A 21,970-nucleotide genomic window follows, 5' to 3' on the forward strand; every position below is an offset into this window, starting at 1 on the left:
TATAAGTCAGTATATCCAGATGAATACCCTTTCTTCTAACTTATCAAAAATCCTCTACGTTTCTTGAACGTGATATGTTAGAAACATGGAATGGAGGGGAGTCGTTGTGAAAATTGCAAAGTTCACGACCCAAAAGAAGAACCAAGATCGACTGAACGTCTTCATCGAACGGGAGGGGAAAGAGGAGTTTGCGTTCGCCATCGATGTTGACGTATTCATCAAGTACGGGCTCACAAAAGGGATGGAGCTCGAAGACGATTTTGTGCAAGACGTCCTTGAGGCGGAAGAAGCTCAGAAAGCCTATAAGTTGGCCATCAATTATTTATCGTATCGAATGCGCGCCATTTCAGAGGTAAGGGACTATCTCGTGAAGAAAGAGTTAAGTGAATCTGCTATCAAACATGCCATCACGCGACTAATCGAGCAGCGTTATTTGAATGATGAGGAGTTCGCAAAAGCGTATGTCCAAACGAAATTCAACACAAGTCCAAGTGGACCAATCAAAATCAAACGCGAGCTCGAACAGCTCCGAATCCCAACGGACGTTGTTGAATCCGAATTAGAATCAATCTCACACGAAGATCTCGTCGAGAAGGCTGGAAAGTTCGTGAAAAGGAAACAACTGGAAACAAATCGTCGTTCTGCCACAGAAGTGCAACAAAGAATTCAACAAACCCTGATGCAAAGGGGGTTTACCTTTGATATTATTTCAGAGGCGATTCAAACTTTTTGGGAAGAAGAGGACGAAGATGTCGAGGTTGCGGCATGTCTGAAACAGGCTGAGAAGTTGAGTCGGAAGTTCAGCGGATACGACGCGTTCGAACGCAAACAGCGCATGAAGATGCAGCTTCGGCGCAAAGGATTTCCGTATGATGTGATTGAACGTACGTTAGATCGAATCGCTGAAGAAGAATCGTGATGGGACATCTGTTTACGGTAGGGGAAAACACGAAAAGGTGGGTCTACATTGACGATTTTAGAATGGATTACAGCACTGACACCGATTGTGGCCGTGCTCATCTTATTGGTCATTATGCGTTTACCTGCATCGGTAGCCATGCCCTTGTCACTTGTGACGACGGCGATTTTAGCGTTTTTCGTCTGGCAATTGGATGCGACACGAATTATGGCGGCGACATTACAAGGACTCGTCATCGCCGTTACGACAGTATGGATTGTCTACGGGGCAATCGGAATGATGAATACGATGAAAGAAGGGGGCGGGATGAACGCAATTCGTTCCGGATTCGTCAACATCACACCTGACCCGCGTATTCAAGTTTTGATTGTCGGATGGTTATTCGTTTCATTTATTGAAGGCGCATCTGGATTTGGGACGCCTGCAACGGTTGCGGCACCGCTCTTGATTGCACTCGGATTTCCGCCGATTGCCGCCGTTGTCATTGCATTATCCGCAGACGTGTCGGCCGTAACATTTGGTGCGGTCGGGACACCGGCACTTATCGGGATCGGGAACGGTCTATCTTTAGATGTGAACCAGCCTGAGTCGATTGCCTTCTTGACAGAGGTCGTCTTGCAGACGGTGTTGATCGATATGGTGGTCGGCCTATTCATCCCGTTCATTTTGATTTTGATGTTGACGCGGTTCTTCAGTAAAGAGAAGTCGATAAAACCCGCACTTGAGGTATTTCCGATTGCGATTGTGGCGGCGTTGTTATACAGCGTACCTGCGTACATTTGGACACTCATCCTCGGATTTGAGTTCGGTGGCATGCTCGGTGGTTTAACCGGTCTGGTCATCCTCGTGACCATGGCTCGTAAAGGCATTCTCATGCCGAAACGCGTCTGGACGTTTGATGGATATGTGGATGAATTAGAACCATCTGCTGAAAAAGTGACGCTCAAATCAACCACGCGAGAATTGCCTCAGTGGAAGGCGTGGGCACCTTATCTTATTTTGACGATTTTCTTAGTGCTCACCCGTACTGTCCCATTTTTAAACGAACTCTCTCGCAGTGTCCGAATCAATCTCCCGGACATTCTCGGGGTAGAAGGAGTTTCGACGTCTTGGGAACCGTTCTATTCACCAGGTTTCATGTTTATCCTGACGATTATTGCGACATTCTTCTTACACAACATGAGTTGGTCACAAGTAACATCGGTGTTCAAGGCGACGACACTTGGAGTCGTCGGGACGGCCATCACGTTAGCGGCGTCGGTTCCGATGGTTCGTATATTCATCCACTCTGAAAATGGCGGTGCCGGACTCGCTTCGATGCCGGTCGAGCTTGCGACGGCAGCTGCTGACACGTTCGGTGGGGTGTGGCCACTTGTCGCACCGTGGATTGGGGCCCTTGGTGCCTTCGTTTCAGGGTCGGCGACGTTTTCCAATATGATGTTCTCGAGTTTGACGACAAACGTTGCGGAGTCGGTTGGACTTGATAACACGCTCGCTTTATCGATGCAGATGGCGGGAGCGAACGCAGGAAACATGATTTGTGTGTTGAACGTCGTAGCGGTCGCATCGGTTGCTGGATTACTCGGCAAGGAAGGGACCATCATCCGTTACACGCTCATGCCGATGATTTATTACGTGACGGCGACGGGGGTCATTGGTCTCATTTTAGGCATGTTTTTCTTAAACTAAATCAAGTTACAATTTTTTTACAGAATAATGTTGACAATTTTCAGAACAGTCTGTTAAGGTTTGAGTAGATTTTAAAACTATGAAACGAGAGGAGCCAGAATGATGAACAACATTGCACTCACAAACACACTCAAAACATCATATGGCTACTCGTATTTAACTGCGTGACATTGGCAGCTGGATAGGGGTAGTGTCCTTTCCCTGACCATGCAAAAGACTGAAGACTACTTCAAGCGCGCTTCATTTGATTGGTTGCACAATCAGGTGGAGTGCGCTTTTTTGCGTGCTTGGATGGGTGAGGCGGAAGGGGGAAATCAGTCATGAAACTGATTAAGCAATTGGATTGGTTTATTAAAAGACAGAAACGAACGTATGTGATTGCGATCATTTTACTGATCATCACAGGGGTTGTAGATATGCTGCCGCCTTGGATTATTGGTCAGGCGATCGATGCGATTCGTGAAGGAAGTTTGACGACAGAGCGATTGATTCTGATTGTATCGTCGCTACTCGGCATTATGGTGTTATCGTACGTGATGTCGTACTTGTGGATTGCCCGACTCTTCGGGACAGCCTTTTTACTTGAAAAGAAATTGAGAGGTCGCTTCTTTGGTCACCTCCTCAAACAAACACCGCGCTTCTATCAACAACATCGCACAGGTGACTTGATGGCACTTGCGACGAATGACTTAAAAGCGGTGGAGCGGACAGCGGGATTTGGGGTCATGACATTAGTCGACTCGTTCAACATGACGCTCATCGCCTTGACGATTATGGGCGTGTTCATCGATTGGAAGTTGACGCTCGCAGCACTTTTGCCAATGCCGATTCTCGCCTGGTCGATGAATAAACTTGGGAGTCAGATTCATACACGTTTCACGGCAGCCCAAGATTCGTTCGGCGTGATGAACGACCAAGTCGTTGAATCCATCTCTGGTCTTCGGGTCGTCCGCTCCTTCGTCCAAGAAGAGGCGGATACGAAAAAATTTGATGACATCACGGATGACGTGATGGCGAAAAACATGCATGTCGCTAAAATCGACGTCTTGTTTGAGCCGGTTATCAAATTACTCGTTGGACTCAGCTATTTGATCGGACTCTCGTTCGGGACGTATCTCGTCTTTACGAACGACATCACGCTCGGTCAACTCGTTTCCTTCAACATTTATTTAGGGATGTTGATTTGGCCGATGTATGCCTTCGGGGAACTCATCAACGTCGTCCAACGAGGAACGGCGAGCTTGGAACGGATTGAGACAACGATGAATGAGGTACCGGACGTTTCGTCAACCGGAACGGTTCACATCGATGTACCAGAGAAAATCACCTTCAAATCGCTCTCATTCCGTTATCCAAACGCGAATCGGGAGTCGTTAGAAGACATCGTCCTGCACGTCTCGCGTGGTGAGACGATTGGGATTGTCGGACCGACTGGAGCTGGGAAGACGACGTTGTTACGTCAATTGCTCCGGGAGTATCCGATCGACGATTCCCTTCTCGTGAACGGGGTGCCGATTTCGGACATTAAACTTGAAACGGTCCGTGGCTGGAGTGGGTATGTGTCACAAGAGCACCTCCTATTCTCGAAAACGGTGCGTGATAACATTCGTTTCGGAGTCGATGATGTCTCGGATGAAGCACTCGACAGAGCCATTCACCTCGCGGCGTTCGATACAGACATCGAACACTTGGAGAACGGTCTCGATACCGTCGTTGGGGAGCAAGGGGTCATGCTGTCAGGTGGACAAAAACAACGATTATCAATTGCACGTGCTTTACTGAAAAATCCTGAGATTCTGCTTCTTGACGATTCGCTCTCAGCGGTCGATGCGAAAACGGAATCACGCATAATCGATTCGGTCCGCACGAGCCGTGAGGCGAAGACGACCTTTATCGTGGCGCACCGTCTTTCTGCGGTGGCACATGCCGACCAAATTCTCGTCCTTCAAGACGGACGAGTCACCGAGCGCGGCACCCACGACCAACTGATGGAACGACACGGTTGGTACTATGAACAATTTATTCGACAAGGAGAGACGGAGTAATCCGGGAAAGGGGGAATCTCTCATGATCGATCAATATGAATTAGATCCGGTCCGCCGGAAGAAGACGATCCGCTCACTCGTTGGTTATGCCAAGCAAGTGAAGCGCTCCATCTTCCTCGGACTGACATTACTCTTTTTAGCGGTCGGTGCAGAACTTGCCGGGCCGTATATCGCCAAAATCATTATCGATGAGCATATCGTCGCCATCGAACGTGACTGGGTTCAAGTCGAATCCGGCGGTAGTGTTTCCTTTAATGGAGATTCTTATGAGAAAGAAACGAGACTAGATGGCCAAGAGGTGATTCAGCCGGTCTCGATCGTACAAACGACCGATGGTTACTATCTCGTACCTGATGCGGTTATAAGCGGAGGCGTTCGTGAAGTCGAAGGCGACGTGCTGACGATTTCAAGAGGAGACGAAACGGCGACATATGACAATATTGCCGCGCTCTCGTCGACCGACGTATTCCAGTTCTATCAGACGGATTTACGAGCTGTCCTTCTCTTATCGGGATTGTACGTCGTCCTGTTACTATTTGCGGCCGGATTGAACTGGGGACAACAGATGCTCCTACAACGATCAGCGCATAAAATCGTAAAGACGATGCGTCTTGACGTGATGAAGCATCTTCAAACGATTCCGGTACGTTATTTTGACCAGACACCAATCGGGAAGATTGTCAGTCGTGTCACGAATGATACAGAGACGATTCGCGACCTGTATTTAGGAGTGCTCGCTCGTGTCTTCCAAAGTGTCGTCATGATGATTGGGGTACTCATTGCGATGTTCTTCCTAGACGTGCGTCTAGGGCTCGTCTCGCTCATTATCATCCCGGTCGTCATCGTCTGGATCAAGTTGTTCCAACGTTTCTCGACAAAAAATAACTTCCGTGTCCGTGCACTCGTCGCGGATATGAACGCGCAGTTGAACGAGAGCATTCAAACGATGCCAATCATTCAATCATACGTCCGCGAAAATCTCGTTTATGACGAGTTCAATGAGAAGAACAGCGACAACTTCCAAACGAGACGAAAGTTGTTGAAATTGGATGCGTTGATGAGCCACAATCTCGTCAACTTCTTCCGAAACATGGCGCTCGCCTTGCTCATCTGGTTTGTCGGGGCACAAACGCTTGGTACGGGAAGTGTCTTAACACTCGGGATTCTGTACGCGTATATCGACTATGTTTCGCGGATCTTTGAGCCGGTGACACAGATCATGAACCAATTGTCACCACTCCAACAAGCGCTTGTCTCGGCCGACCGGATGTTCCAACTGCTCGACGAGAAAGGGGAACCGGTCTCATCAGAACGTCTTCCACGCTTTAAAGGGGATGTCGTCTTTGATGACGTGACCTTCAGTTATGAAGCAGGGAAACCGGTGTTGCAACAGATTGAACTACACGCCGCTCCCGGTGAGACGGTCGCACTCGTTGGGCATACCGGAAGCGGGAAGAGTTCAATCATGAACTTGCTCATGCGTTTCTATGACCCCTCGGCCGGAGTCCTTCGAATCGATGGCATGGACGTGACTAAACTACCGACGCAGGCGGTACGAGACCATCTCGGGATCGTCTTACAAGACCCGTTCCTATTCACTGGAACGATTCGGACGAACGTCACGCTTGGAGATGAGACGATTACGGACGAACAGGTATGGAAAGCACTCACAGCCGTCGGGGCAGACCGCTTCGTGAAGCAGCTACCGCAAGGCATCGATGAGCCGGTGATCGAGCGTGGAGCTTCACTCTCGAGTGGAGAACGACAGCTGGTCAGTTTCGCACGCGCCCTCGTCTTTGACCCGGCCATCCTCGTCCTCGATGAAGCGACAGCGAGCGTCGACTCGGAGACGGAGGCATTGATTCAGGACGCGCTCAAGACACTCACGTACGGTCGGACGACATTTGTCATCGCGCACCGACTCTCGACGATTCGGGAAGCGGACCAGATTCTCGTTCTCGACCACGGGCGAATCATTGAGCGAGGCAATCACCAGTCACTCATCGAGTATGGTGGTGTCTACGCCCGAATGCATGAATTACAGAGTAAACAACAAGCCATCAGTTAAGGAGGTCACATGGAAATCAAGGGGAAATATAACCGCGCCAAAGTGTTTAACGAACGAATCGATGATATGACGCGGAATCAAATTGAAACATTGCTCGACCAACCGTTCACACAAGGGGCATCGATTCGGATCATGCCGGACATGCATGCGGGGAAAGGATCGGTCGTTGGAACGACGATGACGATTCAAGACAAAGTCGTGCCAAACCTGGTCGGTGTCGATTTAGGGTGTGGGATGCTTTGTACGGAGATCAAAGCCAAGCGGATCGATTTTCAACGACTCGATGACCTCATTCGTGAACTCGTACCGAGCGGGATGAACATTCGGGAGAAGGTTCATCCATACGCATCTGAACTTCCATTAGAAGAGGTGCGAGCGCCGTATAAACTCGACCGAGCCTTGCGCTCGGTCGGGTCGCTCGGCTCGGGGAACCACTTTATTGAAGTGAACCGAGATGACTCGGGACGTACGTTTCTTGTCATTCATTCCGGTTCGCGCCATCTTGGGGTGCAGATTGCCGATCACTATCAGGAGCGAGCGATTCAACACATGATGGAAACACATGATGTAAAAGAAGAAATTGAGCGTTTGAAAGCCTTAGGTCGACAACAAGAAATCTCGGCTTATCTGGAAACAGAGCGTGCGTCACGGAAACCATTTCGAGACCTGGCTTATGTGGAGGGAGCGGATATGGACGATTACATGCATGACGTGCGCATCGCTCAACAATACGCGGCGGCGAACCGTCGTGCGATGACTGATGTAATCGTCGAAGCGATGAATTGGAACATCGTCGATCAATTCGACACCGTCCATAACTATATCGATCATGATGCGATGATCCTGCGAAAAGGGGCCATCTCCGCTCAAGAAGGAGAGCGAGTCATCATTCCGATGAACATGCGAGACGGTTCGCTCATCTGTACGGGGAAAGGGAATCCAGACTGGAACTTCTCGGGTCCACACGGCGCAGGTCGGATCATGTCTCGGTCGGCCGCGCGGAAACGCGTCGATTTCAAAGAATTCAAACGTTCGATGGAAGGTGTCTGGTCGACATCAGTTCGCCCATCGACAATCGATGAATCACCATTTGTGTATAAGTCGATGAAAGAAATTGTTCGTTATATCGAACCGGCCGTTCAAATCGATCAAATCATCAAGCCACTTTACAACTTCAAGGCGAACTGAGTCACGTACTCAGTCTCGTCTTTTTCTTTTTTCGTAAAATCTGATACGCTTACATCGAGGTGAACGATATGGAAAAGCGGTTAAGTGACTTATCGAAATATGAGTTAGAGCAAGAGATTCAAGCATTACATGAACGGAAACGAAAGGCTGAACAGATGGGCATGGTCAGCGAAATTGAAGTCGTCCTTCGACGGATTGCGATTGCCGAAAGCTATTTGATTGACCCATCATCGTTTCGTCCAGGTGAAACATATGTCGTCAATTACAATGACCGTCCGTTTCGCTTGAAATTCGTCAACGGCGTCATGGGCTGGGGGACGTTTGAAGGCGAGATGACAGAACGGGCCATCCCGCTCTCAGAATTGTCGGAGGTGAAGCGATGAACCGGAACGAACAATATGAACGGCTTGCGGTCATTCTAAAAGAGAAAAATGACGTCTTGAACGATTCAGAAGCGGTGACGTGGGTCGAAGTGTTATGGGAAGATTTTGAGACCTCACTTGCCAAGGCGGGCGAACCGTATCCGGGAGAGGCAAAGGCTTTCCAATACGTCATTCAACAGATCGATGCATATGGGGCACAGCTCCATTTGTTCCAAACGAAAAACGAAAAGTTCAAGCATTTGATGTCTAAACGGAACTTACACTGAGTCACGTCCTTGGGGCGTGACTTTTTTATTGCAATTCTTCAACAATTCGTTATAATGAAGGTCGCTAATAGTTTGTTTTAAAGTATAGTATAAATAAACTTTCTTTAGTTGAACTCATGTTTCACTAAACAAGAAGGAGGCGTTCAGTCGTTGGAAGTAGGTCAAAACATTAAGCGGCTCCGGATCAAAAAAGGATTGACCCAAGAGGAGCTGGCGGAACGTACCGATTTGAGTAAAGGCTATATTTCTCAAATCGAGCGGGATTTAAGCTCTCCCTCACTAGAAACGTTATTCGATTTATTGAATGTCCTCGGGAGTTCCCCGAAAGAGTTTTTTGATGAAGAGTTGAATCAAAAAGTGGTGTACACCGTTGACGATCGCACCATCTATACGGATGAAGAACGCAAATATCGGACAGAATGGCTCATCCCGGAATCGAATGAAAAAGAGATGGAGCCCATCCTTGTCACATTTTTCAAACATGGAGAGTTCAAACAATATGAGCCTTCGCGTTCGGAGACGCTCGTATACGTCTTGTCCGGCAAAATCGCCTTGAAATTAGGGAACCACACATATTTTGCCAAGACAGGGGAAACCCTTTATTATGTCGCCTCGGATTCGCATCAACTCGTCAACGACAACGACGGGGAGAGCGAATGTCTCATCGTCGCGACCCATTCATATTTATAAGTCAACAGAGGAGGAAACAGCATGAATGCAGAGACAATTATTCGCTTTGACCACGTGTCAAAGCGTTACGACGACACAGTCGTCCTTGAAGATATTAGTTTTGAGATTGAGCGTGGGAAGTTTTATACGCTTCTCGGTCCATCGGGATGTGGGAAGACGACGATTTTGCGTCTCATCGCCGGATTTACCGATGCGACCGAAGGAGGTATTCACTTCAGCGGGAAACGAATCAACGATGTGCCGGCTAATAAACGACAAGTGAATACCGTGTTCCAAGATTATGCGCTGTTTCCTCATTTAAACGTATTTGAGAATGTGGCATTTGGTCTCCGGATTAAAAAATTGAAAGAAGCAGATGTGAAAGCGAAAGTGGAGCAGGCTCTCAAGTTTGTTAACTTAGAAGGATACGGCTCGCGCGAAATCGATGAGATGTCAGGTGGACAGCGCCAACGTGTCGCCATCGCCCGCGCAATCGTAAATGAGCCGGAGGTCATTCTCCTTGATGAACCGCTCTCTGCCTTAGACTTGAAACTTCGTACGGAGATGCAATATGAACTTCGTGAGTTACAGCAACGTCTTGGCATTACCTTTATTTTCGTCACACACGACCAAGAAGAGGCGCTCGCCATGTCGGATGAGATTTTCGTCATGAACAACGGGAAAATTGTTCAGAGTGGGACACCGACTGATATTTATGATGAACCGATCAACCGTTTCGTTGCAGACTTTATCGGTGAATCCAATATCGTGCCGGGTGTCATGCCGGAAGACAATGTCGTCACGTTTGCTGGTAAAACGTTTGACTGTGTTGACCAAGGATTTGACCGCAATGAAAAAGTTGAGGTCATCATTCGTCCGGAAGACTTAGAGATGACATCGGTCGATGCAGCGAAACTCGTTGTCGACGTCGATTCTCAATTGTTCCGAGGTGTCCACTACGAGATTTGCTGTTATGACCAAGAAGGAAACGAATGGCTCGTCCACTCGACGAAGAAATCAATCGTCGGATCAAAAATCGGATTGACGTTTGACGAAGAAGCGATTCACGTCATGCGACTAGGTGAAACAGAAGAAGAATTTGACCGTCGTCTCGAATCCTACGAGGAGGTCCCTCATGAATCAAACTAATCAGACCGCAAAGACGGTATATTTGACGACCTATTGGATTTGGATCGCCTTGTTCGTCATCGCACCACTCGTCCTCGTCGTCTATTATTCCTTTTTTGATATCGATGGGAATTTGAGTTTAGAAAACTATCAGACGTTCTTCACGTCGACGTATTTGTCGATGACGCTCTCGTCGTTCTGGTATGCGTTTCTCATTACGTTCTTCTCGTTACTCGTCGGGTATCCGACGGCATACTTGTTGACGAAGACGAAGCATAAACAGCTTTGGCTCTTACTCATCTTGCTGCCGTCATGGATTAACTTGTTGTTAAAGGCGTATGCGTTCCTTGGAATTTTTGGGACGTATGGGATTACGAATCAATTTTTAGAAGCCATCGGTATTGGGACGAAACAGATTCTATTCACCGATTTCAGTTTCGTCTTTGTTTCGGTATACATCTTCATCCCGTTCATGATTTTGCCGATTTACAACGCCATTGAGAAGTTACCGCCATCACTCGTCTACGCATCCCGTGATTTAGGTGCATCGAACTGGACGACATTCCGACGTGTCATCTTCCCGTTGACGCTTGACGGCGTCAAGTCAGGGATTCAAATCGTCTTTATTCCGGCATTATCGCTCTTCATGATCACCCGACTCATCGCCGGGAACCGGGTCATCACACTCGGTACAGCGATTGAACAACAATTCCTTGTCACACAAAACTGGGGGATGGGCTCGACGATTGCCGTCTTCCTCATCTTGGCGATGGTTCTTGTCATGGTCGTCACACGTGACTGGGGTGCGAAAGGAGCGGTTCGTCGATGAAACGTAAACGATTCAAATTATCAAATCTATACTTGGCGGCCGTGTTCTTCATCTTGTATGCGCCAATTCTATATTTGGTCTTCTACTCGTTCAACAGTGGCGGAACGATGAGTAACTTCGAAGGGTTCACCCTCGAATGGTACAAGTCGCTCTTCACGGACACGAGACTTCTTGTCATCGTCTTGAATACGATCGTCATCGCGCTGCTCTCGGCGACGATTTCGACCGTGCTCGGTGTCATCGGGGCACTCGCCATCTATACGGCGAAACAAAAGTATACGAAGACATCCCTCTTATCATTGAACAATGTCTTGATCGTGAGCCCGGACGTCATCATCGGGGCGTCCTTCTTGATTCTCTTTACGATGCTTGGGATTCAGTTAGGCTTTTATTCGGTCCTCTTGTCGCACATCGCTTTCTCGGTTCCGATTGTCGTCATCTTGGTGTTGCCAAAACTCCAAGAGATGAGTCCGACGTTGATTGATGCGTCACGTGACCTTGGTGCCAGTACGTGGGATGTATTGACGAAAGTCATTCTGCCATATATCACGCCAGGGGTATTTGCCGGTTTCTTCACGGCACTCACCTATTCGTTAGATGATTTTGCTGTTACATTCTTCGTGACAGGGAACGGCTTCACGACGCTCGCCGTAGAAGTTTATTCGCGGGCACGTCAAGGCATCTCGCTTGAAATCAATGCGTTGTCTGCGATTCTATTCGTCTTCACGCTCATCCTTGTCATCGGATATTATGTGTTGGCGCAACGAGGATCAAAGGAGGTTAGACGATGAAAAAACTAGTCATCATGTTGGCGATCCCATTAATCGTCAGTTTCGGTCTCCTTCTTTGGATTCAGCAACTGAATGCTGCGCAAGGATTCGGCGGCGACAACACACTGGTCGTCTACAACTGGGGAGACTATATCGATGAAGAATTGATTGGTGAGTTCGAAGAGCAGAGCGGGTTGAAGGTCGTTTATCAAACGTTCGACTCGAACGAAGCGATGCTCACGAAAATTGAGCAAGGCGGGACGGCCTTTGATGTCGCCGTTCCATCCGATTATGCGATCAGTAAGATGAGAGAGGAGAATCTTCTTCTCCCAATCGATTACGATAAACTCGAAAACTTTGATAATATCGATCCGCGCTTCCTCGATAAATCATTCGACCCGGGTAACAAGTACTCGGTTCCTTATTTCTGGGGCACGGTCGGGATCGTCTACAATCCTGAACTAGTCGATGGTGAGATCACTTCATGGAACGACCTGTGGGAAATGCCGCTCGAGAACGACATTCTCCTTGCGGACGGGACACGTGAAGTGATGGGCTTCGGCCTGAACTCGCTTGGTTACTCCCTCAATACGACGAATAAAGATGAGTTGATTGAGGCGGAGCAAAAGTTGGAAACGCTTTGGCCGAACATCAAAGCCATCGTCGGAGACGAAATCAAAATGCTGATGGCGAACCGTGAAGCAGCGGCAGCCGTCGTCTGGTCCGGAGATGCGTCGGAAATCATGTATGAGAACGAAGAACTGACGTATGTCATTCCGGAAGAAGGCACGAATCTCTGGTTTGATAACCTCGTCATCCCAAGTACGGCACAAAACGTGGACGGGGCACATCAGTTCATCGACTTTATGTTAGATGCTGAGATTGCGGCACGTAACACGGATTATGTCGGATACTCGACACCGAACGAAGCGGCTCTCGAATTCTTGGATGAAGAAGTCACATCGGATGAACGGTTCTACCCGTCTCGTGAAGTGACGCAGGACCTTGAAGTGTATGAAAACCTAGGGAAGCGCATGAACGCTTACTATAACGAATTGTATTTACGCTTTAAAATGCAGAGTAAATGACGAAACATCCCCGCGCTCATCATGAGTACGGGGATGTTTGTTTACTGCTTGATCGTCGACTTGATGTCTTCGATATGTTTCAAAGCGACAGTCGTGTCGACTTGTGTGAAGGAGCGTAAGATTTCGTATAGTCGGACTTGCTCATCAAGATCGAATACAAAGTCCTGATAGGTGATCAGCTCTTTGATCCATTTTTGGCGATTGAGCACAGGGACCTCGGTAGATTCAATTTTTTTGAGCGTCGAACGATTGCTGAACACGATCCATGAGTGGAGATGGATTCGGTCCACTCCAAGCACTTGCTCGATGGCTTTGAGATGCAATTCATTTTGCTTGATTGGATTGAAGAAGCGGTGTTTTTTACGGCGGGGGAGTGTCTGCGTCCAGTATTGGTCACGTGCCCGACCGAATATCCAACCGCTATAGTTTTTGGACTCGATGACATGTACCCCGGATTGGTTGATTAAAATGACATCGATCTCAGTGGTTCGATCTTTTTTAGAAGGATGGGGGAGATACAGGTTTGTCAGAATCAACGGTTGAAAGAACTTTGACTCAATCTCCGCCACACATAAATATTCTCCGAATAGACCGGTGTCTTGGACCACTTTGAAGTAAGAATGTCGAGTTTGTTGAGAATATTGACTGTTTTGATAACGTTTGACCTTGTAGAGGATGATAAGTGTGAGGACGAGAAAAATGGGTGCGAATAGACTGATTAAGGTAATTAAAATACCTTCGAACAATTCTGTTAGTAGTGAAGCCATCGAATCCCTCCCTTTGTATCCACTATACAAGAAGCAAGATGATTCATATGTATATTTTTTACAATTAAGGATAATCGTTTTTTTACATCATAAAGGACCCATCGAAATGGGTCCTTTTGCTTATGTTTCATGCTTCAGCGCCTCACGCTCTTCTTCTGTAAAGACTCGAGAACGTCCTAAAAAACGTTTCCCTTCGACACCTTCAAGCGAGAACATACCACCTCGACCATCGACGACATCGATGATCAGTTGTGTATGTTTCCAATAATCATATTGTTTCTCATGGATATAAAATGGCGTCTCGCCGATTTCACCGAGAAGAACATCGTGGTCGCCCACCATGAACTCGTCACGTGGGAAACACATGGGAGAGCTCCCGTCACAACATCCTCCTGACTGATGAAAGAGGAGAGGACCGTGTTTTGATTTGAGACGTTCGATGAGTTCGAGCGCGGCGGGGGTGGCCTCGACTCGTCTCACCATCTTAGAAGAACCCGAGCTTTTGTTCGCTGTAGCTGACGAGCATGTTTTTCGTACGTTGATAGTGACCGAGCATCATCTTATGGTTCTCACGACCGATTCCGGACATTTTGTAACCACCGAATGCAGCATGTGCCGGATAGGAGTGGTAACAGTTGATCCAGACACGTCCTGCTTGAATTTCACGACCGAAGCGGTATGCACGGTTCATGTCTCGTGTCCACACGCCTGCCCCGAGTCCGTAAAGGGTATCGTTCGCGATGGCGAGTGCTTCCGCATCATCTTTGAATGTCGTCACGGATAAGACCGGTCCAAAAATCTCTTCTTGGAAGATTCGCATCTTGTTATGACCTTTGAAGATGGTCGGTTGAATGTAATACCCGTCCGCGAGCTCTCCGTCCATCATGTTGCGCTCTCCACCGATTAGACACTCTGCGCCCTCTTCTTTCCCGATTTGGAGATAAGACAGGATTTTTTCCATCTGTTCGTTCGACGCTTGTGCACCCATCATGACATCGGCATCGAGTGGGTTGCCGAGCTTGATTGCTTTGACGCGTTCTAGCACGCGTTCCATGAACTTGTCGTAAATCGACTCTTGAATCAAGGCGCGAGATGGGCACGTACAGACTTCCCCTTGATTCAAGGCAAACATGACAAGACCCTCAATCGCTTTGTCGAAGAAATCGTCATCCGCTTCCATGATGTCGGCAAAGAAGATGTTTGGTGACTTCCCACCGAGCTCAAGCGTGACAGGGATGATGTTTTGAGAAGCGTACTGCATAATGAGGCGGCCCGTCGTCGTCTCACCGGTGAAGGCGACTTTATCGACACGGTCACTCGATGCGAGTGGTTTTCCTGCTTCGAGACCGAAACCGTTCACGATATTGATGACGCCAGGTGGTAATAAATCTTCGATGAGTTCCATGAGAACCATGATTGAAGAAGGGGTTTGTTCTGCCGGCTTTAAGACGACACAGTTTCCGGCAGCGAGTGCCGGCGCGAGTTTCCAGACCGCCATCAAAATCGGGAAGTTCCACGGAATGATTTGAGCGACGACACCGAGCGGCTCATGGAAATGATAAGCGACTGTATCGTGGTCGAGTTCACTGATGCCACCTTCTTGTGAGCGGATGACCCCTGCGAAGTAACGGAAGTGGTCGATGGCGAGCGGAAGGTCAGCGTTGAGCGTTTCCCGAACTGCCTTCCCATTTTCCCATGTTTCCGCATAGGCGAGCATTTCAAGGTTCTCTTCCATGCGGTCTGCAATTTTATTCAAGATGACAGAACGTTCCGTGACAGACGTTTTGCCCCAATCCTCTTTGGCTGCATGAGCGGCATCCAAAGCAAGTTCAATATCCTCTTTCGTTGAGCGGGCGACTTCACATAATACTTTCCCATTTACAGGAGATGTGTTTTCAAAGTATTCTCCACCAGCCGGTGCGGTCCACTTTCCGTTAATGTAGTTCTCATAACGGTCTTTAAACTGTACTTTCGTTCCTGCTGAGTTCGGTACTTCATAAATCATGATCGTTCCTCCCTTTTCATACGAGATAGAGGAGTTATGTATGCGCTTACATTTTTCAGTAAGCGAACGACTCCCTTTTTTCATCGTAACGGTATGATGTGATAAAAGTCAAAATTTTTCGACAATAATTTGTCAATCTTTTGTAAAAACGTTTTGAACTCAAGATTTGTGGAAATGACTAGATTGTACACATTAATTTATCCATAAGGAGTGAGTCACGATGGCTAAGACATATCAAATTGACCCGGCGCATAGTTCGATCACGTTCACGGTCAAGCACATGATGATTTCCAAGGTGAAGGGCGAGTTTAAAGAATTTGATATTAAGGCGAACGGTGAGCCGAGCGATCTAGCGAATGCGAGTGTGAAAGTGACGATTCAGGCAGCATCGATTGACACCAATAACACAGATCGGGATAACCACCTTCGTTCAGGCGATTTCTTCAATGCCGAGGAACATCCGCATCTCGTCTTTCATTCAACTTCTTTCCGTTCAAAAGGGGGCGGAGAATTCGAAGTGACAGGGGATTTAACGATTCGAGGAACGACTCGGGAAGAGACGTTCGAAGTGGAGTATGAAGGAAGCGCCAAAGACCCATGGGGCAACACGAAACACGCCTTCTCCGGAGAAGGGTCGCTCAACCGTGAGGACTATGGATTAACGTGGAACCAAGCGCTTGAGGCGGGCGGTGTTCTCGTCGATAAGAAAGTCAAATTCGAGTTCGAGCTCCAATTCACTGAATCGGAGGTATAAGAAAAGTCGCTCAGGTGAGCGACTTTTTATTGTTCGTATACCAGTTTTTTCTGAAGACTGTCTTCGCTAAACACCCAACCCGTAAAGGATGACAACACGTCATTCGTCTGCTCGTCGACGATGACGACGGCAACGAACGGATACATGTTTTTAGAGAAATAACGCAAGTTTGTAAAGCGGTATTCGATCATCCCGTTATGGCGTGTCACGGTGTACGTGTGAATTTTAGAAAACTCGAGGAACGCCTGTAAGTCTGCATTTTTCCGAGCCTCTACAAAATGGAGATCTTCTTCTCCTGGCATCGGTTTGTCGCGGAAGCGACCGCATTCGATGACTTTGCCTTTTTTCACTTTTACGGCTCCGAGACCATCGCGGAAACGGACGGCGACATGCCAGTCATCCCAACCGATTCCTGGTGAGATGAACAATTCATGTGCCCCTGCAAAGTGTCTCGCCACGGTAGCGAGCGCACGGTTACGTAATTTAAACTGAATGGCATAGTAACTGATGACAAGCGCAATGAGCAGTGCAAAAATAGGGACAGTCGCACCCGTTATCATCCATAATGCATATGCACCGTAATAAGCGGAGAACAAGTACGGATCAAACGTCCCGATTACGCCCCAGCCGATCCATTTTTTCGAAAAAGGTTGTAGCGCTTGCGTCCCGTAGGCATTAAATAAGTCGACCGTGACATGAAGCAACACGGCGATTTGTGCCATGACCCATAGGGAGGCAGGATTGACACCGAGGACCGTCCCGATGACAGCGCTGACGATGATTGGCCAAGCGAGAAGCGCGGTGATTCCATGTGAACGACCACGATGCTGGCGTAAATACGTACTATTTCCTTTTAACTTAAAGACGGTGTCGAAGTCTGGTGCGTGCGAGCCGACGAGAGCCGTGGCTGTCATCGCTAAAAACAGTTGTGCATCACCTGACACTTCTGGGCTGAGCGTCGCGATGGCACTTAAACCAAGTCCCATACCAATGTGTGTCGCAGTATCCAATGTGCGTCAGCACCTCCATCAATAATTAAAGAATTACGTCATCTATTCTTATTTATCATACAATATTTTTAAAACGAGGGGAAACACAATGCTTAATCTTGATAAATTGTTCACAAATTATAATATTCACCATTTCAACGAGGAACTCGTCACGTGGTTTAATCGCGAAAAGCGTGATTTACCTTGGCGTCATGCGAAAAATCCTTACCGTGTGTGGGTAAGTGAAGTGATGTTGCAACAGACACGAGTCGATACGGTCATCCCATATTACAACCGGTTCATGGATCGCTTTCCGACGCTCGAAGATCTCGCAGCTGCTGACACGGATGAGGTCGTAAAGTATTGGGAAGGGCTAGGGTACTATTCTCGCGTCCGGAACTTACACGAAGCGGTCAAAGAAGTCGCTTCTGTTTACGAGGGGATTGTCCCGGAGGAGAAGGAACGTTTCGAGAAACTGAAAGGGGTCGGACCATATACGACGGGAGCCGTACTATCGATTGCCTACAATCAACCGGAACCGGCTGTGGATGGAAACGTCATGCGCGTCATGTCCCGTCAATTCGGGATCTATGACGACATCGCCTTGCCGAAGACGCGCAAAATCTTTGAACAAGTCGTTCGTCGATTGATGGATCCGACTCACGCATCCGATTTTAACGAGGGCGTGATGGAGTTGGGTGCGACGGTCTGTACACCGAAAAATCCGATGTGCTCACTCTGTCCCGTGCAAGACACTTGTTATGCATATGCGCATCATGTACAAGATGAGCTACCGGTCAAAACGAAGAAGGGAGCAGCACGTGTCGAAATGTATGACGCGCTATGCATCGAGAAAGACGGAAAAATCGCATATGAACAACGACCGGACAAAGGGTTGCTCGCTGAGATGTGGCAATATCCGCTTATGGATCGAGGAACGGGGGAACAACTTAACGGAACGTATCTCGGGCAAGTGAAGCATGTCTTCTCTCATATCGTTTGGTATATCGATTTATATCGTGTCGATACGCTTCCGACGGATGACGTCGTCTGGCTAGACGCTTCGGAACGCGAGGTGAAGACGGTTTCTGTTGCTCAACAAAAATTAGAACGATTGGTAGGTGACGAACGTGAGACGATTTGATGTAGAGTCGACATATGATACGACGGTAGATGTGCTTTGGGATTTGTTACAGGATGCCTCGCTTTTGACGAAGCTGACAAAGTTTCCTAAAGTACGCTTAGAGGGGGACGGCGCCTCGGTCGAAGGGAATGAAGTGAAGTTGTTCGTTGGGGTCGGTCCGGTGGAACTGCCATGGACCAGTGCCATCACCGTGGTGGGAAACCAAGCATTCTGCGATCAAGGAAAGACGTTACCGTTTCCGTTCAAGCGGTTCACACACGTGCATCGGGTTGAGTCGCGTGATGGCAAGGCGGTCATGATCGACGAAGTAACGTTCGATAGCTATGTTCCGAACATACTCGTCGAGTATTTCGTGCTTCGTCCGATGTTCCAAGAACGGGCGCGGGCCTTCCAAAAAACACTAAATTCATGAAAATAAGAGATTTCCTTTTTCATTGGTTCTGAAAGTCGCTATAATTAAATATGAGAATTGTATAGCATCATAGCGGAAAGGAGGAGCTTATGAGCTTATTTCCCAAAGCAGGTAGCAAAATCGAGATACAGAGCTACAAGCACAACGGAACTTTGCATCGCGTTTGGGAAGAAACGCTCGTCCTTCAGTCGTCAAAAACGGATATGATCGGATTCAATGATCGCATCATGGTCAGCGAGTCAGACGGTCGGCAATGGAGAACGCGAGAGCCGGCAATTTGCTACTTTTCATCTGAGTATTGGTTCAATGTCATCTGTATGATTCGCGAAGACGGGATTTACTACTACTGTAATCTAGGTTCGCCGACTACATTTGATGGGGATGAACGTGCCATCAAATATATCGATTACGATTTGGACATCAAGGTGTTCCCGGATATGTCGTACACGATTTTAGATGAAGATGAATATGAGCGGCATCGTCGCGAGATGAATTATCCGAAAGCGATTGATCGAATCTTGAAGCAGAACGTGCAAGAACTGATCAACTGGATTCGAGGACGGAAAGGGCCGTTCAACCCAACATTCGTCGATGAATGGTATCGCGAATACGAAGCACGTTACCGGAGATGATTCCTCATCTCCGCTTTTTTTCTTAAGTCAGGAGGCATTATGGGTAGTATTAAACGTTATTTGCAGTTTGTTCGTCCGTATAAGAAACAAATTGCCCTTACCATTTTCGTCGGGATTTTGAAGTTTTCCATCCCGCTCGGATTACCGTTACTTTATAAATATGTCATCGATAACTATTTGACGGACGACGCGCCGAGGCAGGACTACACGACGCTCGTCTGGTTGTTCAGCATCGTTTTCTTCGTCTTCTTGGTCCTCAAGCCACCGATCGAATACTTGCGTCAATATTTGGCGCAGTGGGCCGCAACGCGTGTCTTGTTCGATGTGCGGAACCGGTTATTCGACCACGTCCAGAAGTTGTCACTCCGCTATTATTCAAACAATAAGACGGGACAAATCATTTCACGGATCATCAACGACGTCGAACAGACGAAAGACTTCGTCATCACCGGTCTGATGAATATTTGGCTCGACATGGTCACCATTCTTATCGCCATCGGGATCATGTATACGATTGACCCGCAACTCACGCTGATTGCGATTTTACCACTTCCGTTTTATGCGATCGCAGTCCGCTATTTCTATGGACGGTTGCGTCGTTTGACGCGTGAACGGTCGGCGGCACTCGCTGACCTACAAGGTCATTTGACAGAGCGCGTCAACGGGATGGCGGTCATTCGGAGTTTTGCGCTAGAGCCATATGAGAACAAGGCGTTCGAACAACAGAACGGTGGCTTCTTGAACGCGGCACTCAAACATACGAGTTGGAACGCCAAGACGTATGTCGTCGTATCGACCATCACCGACATCGCGCCGATCCTCATCTTCACGACGGCATCGTGGCTCGTCATTCAAGAAGCGGTATCGCTCGGGACGCTCGTCGCGTTCATCGCGTATATCGACCGACTCTATGCGCCGCTCGGTCGTCTCGTCAACTCGGCGACGACACTCACGCAGTCGGTCGCTTCGATGGACCGTGTCTTTGAGTTTTTGGATGAAACATATGATATCGAAGAGAAACCGAACGGGTTCGTCCCGTTGTCGACAGCAGGTAAAATCGACCTTGAGCATGTGAGCTTTTCGTATGAACAGGACGGGGCACGAGCGTTGAACGATGTGAACCTTCAAATCCGCTCTGGTGAACGCGTGGCGTTTGTCGGAATGTCCGGTGGAGGGAAGTCGACACTCGTCAGTTTGATTCCGCGTTTCTATGACGTGACGGATGGAAGCATCAAAATCGACGGCGTCGATGTGCGTGATTTCAAATTACGTGCACTTCGTGATCAAATCGGAATGGTCATGCAGGATTCGGTCCTCTTCAGCGAATCGGTCGCCATGAATATTCGGATGGGGAAACCGGATGCGACGGATGAAGAAGTCATCGCAGCGGCCAAGGCGGCGAACGCCCATGAGTTTATCTCGAAATTACAGGACGGGTATGCGACACCGGTCGGGGAGAAAGGTGTCAAACTGTCTGGTGGACAGAAGCAACGGCTTGCGATTGCACGTGTCTTTTTGAAGAATCCACCAATCTTGATTTTAGACGAGGCGACGAGTGCGCTTGATTTAGAAAGTGAAGCGATGATTCAAGACTCGTTGGCCCGTCTGACGAAAGGGCGGACGACGTTAATCGTTGCCCACCGTTTGTCGACCATTACGGACGCCGATCAAATCGTCGTCGTGGATAACGGTCAAATCATGGAGACGGGTACGCATGAAGAGCTGATGCGTCGTCGCGGGGCGTATTACGACCTGTATATGATTCAAGATTTAGCCGTAGTTGAATAATGAAAAAAGTCGAGTCCCTATGGGCTCGACTTTTTTAGCGGTCTAAAAATCGTTTACGAACATCTGGTGAAGGGAGTGTGCACACTTCCTTCTTTCCAAATAGACGTGTCCGATATTTGGCGAACAACGTATATCCATGATCACGAATCGGTCTAGGTATGAAACGAATGAGTCGAAGCAGGCGCCAACGGCCATCAAGGTGTTCGGCAATTCGAATCGCAGCGTCTGATTTTAAGTAAGGAACCCCTTCCTCAATATAGACGATGCTGTCGACTGATTCCGGGATCCGGTGTCGTGTTCGGAGCGACTGACCGACCTCGCTTTGGAGCGAAGCAAAGTGAATCGAGGCGTGTCGATCATGACGAATGATGAACTGAACACTGGCATCACAGAAGTTGCAATCGCCATCAAATAAAACAATCGCAGGCAAGTACTTC

Annotated in this window: 22 protein-coding genes; 17 read left to right on the plus strand and 5 right to left on the minus strand. The window is 48.2% G+C overall.

The annotated features are described in order from the left end of the window. Positions 1-106: 106 nt before the first annotated feature. The 12 genes from recX to Q9R25_RS13125 all read left to right on the plus strand — a co-directional run bounded on the left by recX (position 107) and on the right by Q9R25_RS13125 (position 13,042). Positions 107-919 (plus strand): recombination regulator RecX, encoded by an 813-nt coding sequence (gene recX, locus Q9R25_RS13070; protein ID WP_084543113.1) that lies wholly within the window; start codon positions 107-109, stop codon positions 917-919. A 48-nt stretch (positions 920-967) separates the two neighbouring features. Next, positions 968-2,608 (plus strand): L-lactate permease, encoded by a 1,641-nt coding sequence (locus Q9R25_RS13075; RefSeq protein ID WP_311283252.1) that lies wholly within the window; start codon positions 968-970, stop codon positions 2,606-2,608. Positions 2,609-2,928: 320 nt separating this feature from the next. Next, the gene (locus Q9R25_RS13080; protein ID WP_078146382.1) at positions 2,929-4,653 is read left to right on the plus strand and encodes an ABC transporter ATP-binding protein; all 1,725 of its coding nucleotides are present in this window, start codon (positions 2,929-2,931) and stop codon (positions 4,651-4,653) included. 22 nt (positions 4,654-4,675) lie between these two features. After that, positions 4,676-6,721 (plus strand): ABC transporter ATP-binding protein, encoded by a 2,046-nt coding sequence (locus Q9R25_RS13085; RefSeq protein WP_214691492.1) that lies wholly within the window; start codon positions 4,676-4,678, stop codon positions 6,719-6,721. A 9-nt stretch (positions 6,722-6,730) separates the two neighbouring features. Then, a complete protein-coding gene (locus Q9R25_RS13090) occupies positions 6,731-7,909 on the plus strand; it encodes an RtcB family protein (protein WP_074037706.1) in 1,179 nt (392 codons plus the stop codon). Positions 7,910-7,977: 68 nt separating this feature from the next. Further along, positions 7,978-8,292: a YfhH family protein gene (locus tag Q9R25_RS13095; protein ID WP_015880882.1), complete on the plus strand. Its 315-nt coding sequence runs from the start codon at positions 7,978-7,980 to the stop codon at positions 8,290-8,292. Beyond that, the gene (locus tag Q9R25_RS13100; RefSeq protein ID WP_015880883.1) at positions 8,289-8,558 is read left to right on the plus strand and encodes a YfhJ family protein; all 270 of its coding nucleotides are present in this window, start codon (positions 8,289-8,291) and stop codon (positions 8,556-8,558) included. The genes Q9R25_RS13095 and Q9R25_RS13100 overlap by 4 nt, the downstream gene beginning before the upstream one ends. A gap of 150 nt (positions 8,559-8,708) precedes the next feature. Next, positions 8,709-9,248, plus strand: coding sequence for a helix-turn-helix domain-containing protein (locus tag Q9R25_RS13105; protein WP_015880884.1), 540 nt, complete (start codon positions 8,709-8,711; stop codon positions 9,246-9,248). Positions 9,249-9,269: 21 nt separating this feature from the next. After that, positions 9,270-10,376 carry an ABC transporter ATP-binding protein gene (locus Q9R25_RS13110; RefSeq protein WP_074037705.1) on the plus strand — a complete coding sequence of 369 codons (1,107 nt, stop codon included), beginning with the start codon at positions 9,270-9,272 and terminating at the stop codon, positions 10,374-10,376. Next, positions 10,363-11,184: an ABC transporter permease gene (locus tag Q9R25_RS13115; protein WP_015880886.1), complete on the plus strand. Its 822-nt coding sequence runs from the start codon at positions 10,363-10,365 to the stop codon at positions 11,182-11,184. The genes Q9R25_RS13110 and Q9R25_RS13115 overlap by 14 nt, the downstream gene beginning before the upstream one ends. Further along, positions 11,181-11,975 carry an ABC transporter permease gene (locus Q9R25_RS13120; RefSeq protein ID WP_074037704.1) on the plus strand — a complete coding sequence of 265 codons (795 nt, stop codon included), beginning with the start codon at positions 11,181-11,183 and terminating at the stop codon, positions 11,973-11,975. Before Q9R25_RS13115 ends, Q9R25_RS13120 begins: the two co-directional genes overlap by 4 nt. Further along, positions 11,972-13,042 (plus strand): ABC transporter substrate-binding protein, encoded by a 1,071-nt coding sequence (locus Q9R25_RS13125; protein ID WP_159563584.1) that lies wholly within the window; start codon positions 11,972-11,974, stop codon positions 13,040-13,042. Before Q9R25_RS13120 ends, Q9R25_RS13125 begins: the two co-directional genes overlap by 4 nt. A 41-nt stretch (positions 13,043-13,083) precedes the next feature. Here Q9R25_RS13125 and Q9R25_RS13130 read toward each other — a convergent pair whose 3' ends face one another. From Q9R25_RS13130 to adh, 3 genes are all read right to left on the minus strand, one after another. Continuing rightward, the gene (locus Q9R25_RS13130; RefSeq protein ID WP_214691495.1) at positions 13,084-13,809 is read right to left on the minus strand and encodes a nuclease-related domain-containing protein; all 726 of its coding nucleotides are present in this window, start codon (positions 13,807-13,809) and stop codon (positions 13,084-13,086) included. Between the two features lie 120 nt (positions 13,810-13,929). Beyond that, positions 13,930-14,292 (minus strand): DUF779 domain-containing protein, encoded by a 363-nt coding sequence (locus Q9R25_RS13135; RefSeq protein ID WP_015880890.1) that lies wholly within the window; start codon positions 14,290-14,292, stop codon positions 13,930-13,932. Position 14,293: 1 nt separating this feature from the next. Further along, positions 14,294-15,814, minus strand: a complete 1,521-nt coding sequence (gene adh / locus Q9R25_RS13140) for an aldehyde dehydrogenase (protein ID WP_074037701.1) — start codon at positions 15,812-15,814, stop codon at positions 14,294-14,296. A gap of 220 nt (positions 15,815-16,034) precedes the next feature. Here adh and Q9R25_RS13145 point away from each other — a divergent pair, with 220 nt between their 5' ends. After that, entirely contained in the window at positions 16,035-16,568 is a 534-nt protein-coding gene (locus tag Q9R25_RS13145) for a YceI family protein (protein ID WP_311283253.1), read from the plus strand. A gap of 26 nt (positions 16,569-16,594) precedes the next feature. On the opposite strand, the gene Q9R25_RS13150 is transcribed toward Q9R25_RS13145, so the two are convergent. Further along, positions 16,595-17,578, minus strand: a complete 984-nt coding sequence (locus tag Q9R25_RS13150) for a metal-dependent hydrolase (RefSeq protein WP_015880893.1) — start codon at positions 17,576-17,578, stop codon at positions 16,595-16,597. Positions 17,579-17,666: 88 nt separating this feature from the next. On the opposite strand from Q9R25_RS13150, the gene mutY reads away from it, so the two are divergent. The 4 genes from mutY (at position 17,667) to Q9R25_RS13170 (ending at position 21,533) form a co-directional block, all read left to right on the plus strand. After that, positions 17,667-18,701, plus strand: coding sequence for an A/G-specific adenine glycosylase (gene mutY / locus Q9R25_RS13155; RefSeq protein WP_311283254.1), 1,035 nt, complete (start codon positions 17,667-17,669; stop codon positions 18,699-18,701). Next, positions 18,688-19,113 (plus strand): hypothetical protein, encoded by a 426-nt coding sequence (locus tag Q9R25_RS13160; protein ID WP_214784826.1) that lies wholly within the window; start codon positions 18,688-18,690, stop codon positions 19,111-19,113. The genes mutY and Q9R25_RS13160 overlap by 14 nt, the downstream gene beginning before the upstream one ends. An 89-nt stretch (positions 19,114-19,202) precedes the next feature. Next, positions 19,203-19,745: a nucleoside tri-diphosphate phosphatase gene (ntdP, locus tag Q9R25_RS13165; protein ID WP_015880896.1), complete on the plus strand. Its 543-nt coding sequence runs from the start codon at positions 19,203-19,205 to the stop codon at positions 19,743-19,745. A 39-nt stretch (positions 19,746-19,784) separates the two neighbouring features. Beyond that, positions 19,785-21,533 (plus strand): ABC transporter ATP-binding protein, encoded by a 1,749-nt coding sequence (locus Q9R25_RS13170; RefSeq protein WP_214691498.1) that lies wholly within the window; start codon positions 19,785-19,787, stop codon positions 21,531-21,533. Positions 21,534-21,567: 34 nt separating this feature from the next. Here Q9R25_RS13170 and Q9R25_RS13175 read toward each other — a convergent pair whose 3' ends face one another. Next, positions 21,568-21,963, minus strand: a complete 396-nt coding sequence (locus Q9R25_RS13175) for a thiol-disulfide oxidoreductase DCC family protein (protein WP_147538432.1) — start codon at positions 21,961-21,963, stop codon at positions 21,568-21,570. Between the last annotated feature and the right edge of the window lie 7 nt (positions 21,964-21,970).

It is taken from the genome of Exiguobacterium sp. BG5(2022) (assembly GCF_031844365.1).
Taxonomy (GTDB): Bacteria; Bacillota; Bacilli; order Exiguobacteriales; family Exiguobacteriaceae; genus Exiguobacterium; species Exiguobacterium profundum.

What these genes read in the sequence shown, in the direction of transcription:
- Q9R25_RS13080 (WP_078146382.1), top strand. Translation starts at nt 2,929, where the DNA reads ATGAAACTGATTAAGCAATTGGATTGGTTTATTAAAAGACAGAAACGA.
- Q9R25_RS13170 (WP_214691498.1), top strand. Translation starts at nt 19,785, where the DNA reads ATGGGTAGTATTAAACGTTATTTGCAGTTTGTTCGTCCGTATAAGAAA.
- adh (WP_074037701.1), bottom strand. Translation starts at nt 15,814, where the DNA reads ATGATTTATGAAGTACCGAACTCAGCAGGAACGAAAGTACAGTTTAAA.
- Q9R25_RS13100 (WP_015880883.1), top strand. Translation starts at nt 8,289, where the DNA reads ATGAACCGGAACGAACAATATGAACGGCTTGCGGTCATTCTAAAAGAG.
- Q9R25_RS13095 (WP_015880882.1), top strand. Translation starts at nt 7,978, where the DNA reads ATGGAAAAGCGGTTAAGTGACTTATCGAAATATGAGTTAGAGCAAGAG.
- Q9R25_RS13135 (WP_015880890.1), bottom strand. Translation starts at nt 14,292, where the DNA reads ATGGTGAGACGAGTCGAGGCCACCCCCGCCGCGCTCGAACTCATCGAA.
- Q9R25_RS13110 (WP_074037705.1), top strand. Translation starts at nt 9,270, where the DNA reads ATGAATGCAGAGACAATTATTCGCTTTGACCACGTGTCAAAGCGTTAC.
- Q9R25_RS13130 (WP_214691495.1), bottom strand. Translation starts at nt 13,809, where the DNA reads ATGGCTTCACTACTAACAGAATTGTTCGAAGGTATTTTAATTACCTTA.
- ntdP (WP_015880896.1), top strand. Translation starts at nt 19,203, where the DNA reads ATGAGCTTATTTCCCAAAGCAGGTAGCAAAATCGAGATACAGAGCTAC.
- Q9R25_RS13115 (WP_015880886.1), top strand. Translation starts at nt 10,363, where the DNA reads ATGAATCAAACTAATCAGACCGCAAAGACGGTATATTTGACGACCTAT.
- mutY (WP_311283254.1), top strand. Translation starts at nt 17,667, where the DNA reads ATGCTTAATCTTGATAAATTGTTCACAAATTATAATATTCACCATTTC.
- Q9R25_RS13120 (WP_074037704.1), top strand. Translation starts at nt 11,181, where the DNA reads ATGAAACGTAAACGATTCAAATTATCAAATCTATACTTGGCGGCCGTG.
- Q9R25_RS13090 (WP_074037706.1), top strand. Translation starts at nt 6,731, where the DNA reads ATGGAAATCAAGGGGAAATATAACCGCGCCAAAGTGTTTAACGAACGA.
- Q9R25_RS13125 (WP_159563584.1), top strand. Translation starts at nt 11,972, where the DNA reads ATGAAAAAACTAGTCATCATGTTGGCGATCCCATTAATCGTCAGTTTC.
- Q9R25_RS13145 (WP_311283253.1), top strand. Translation starts at nt 16,035, where the DNA reads ATGGCTAAGACATATCAAATTGACCCGGCGCATAGTTCGATCACGTTC.
- Q9R25_RS13085 (WP_214691492.1), top strand. Translation starts at nt 4,676, where the DNA reads ATGATCGATCAATATGAATTAGATCCGGTCCGCCGGAAGAAGACGATC.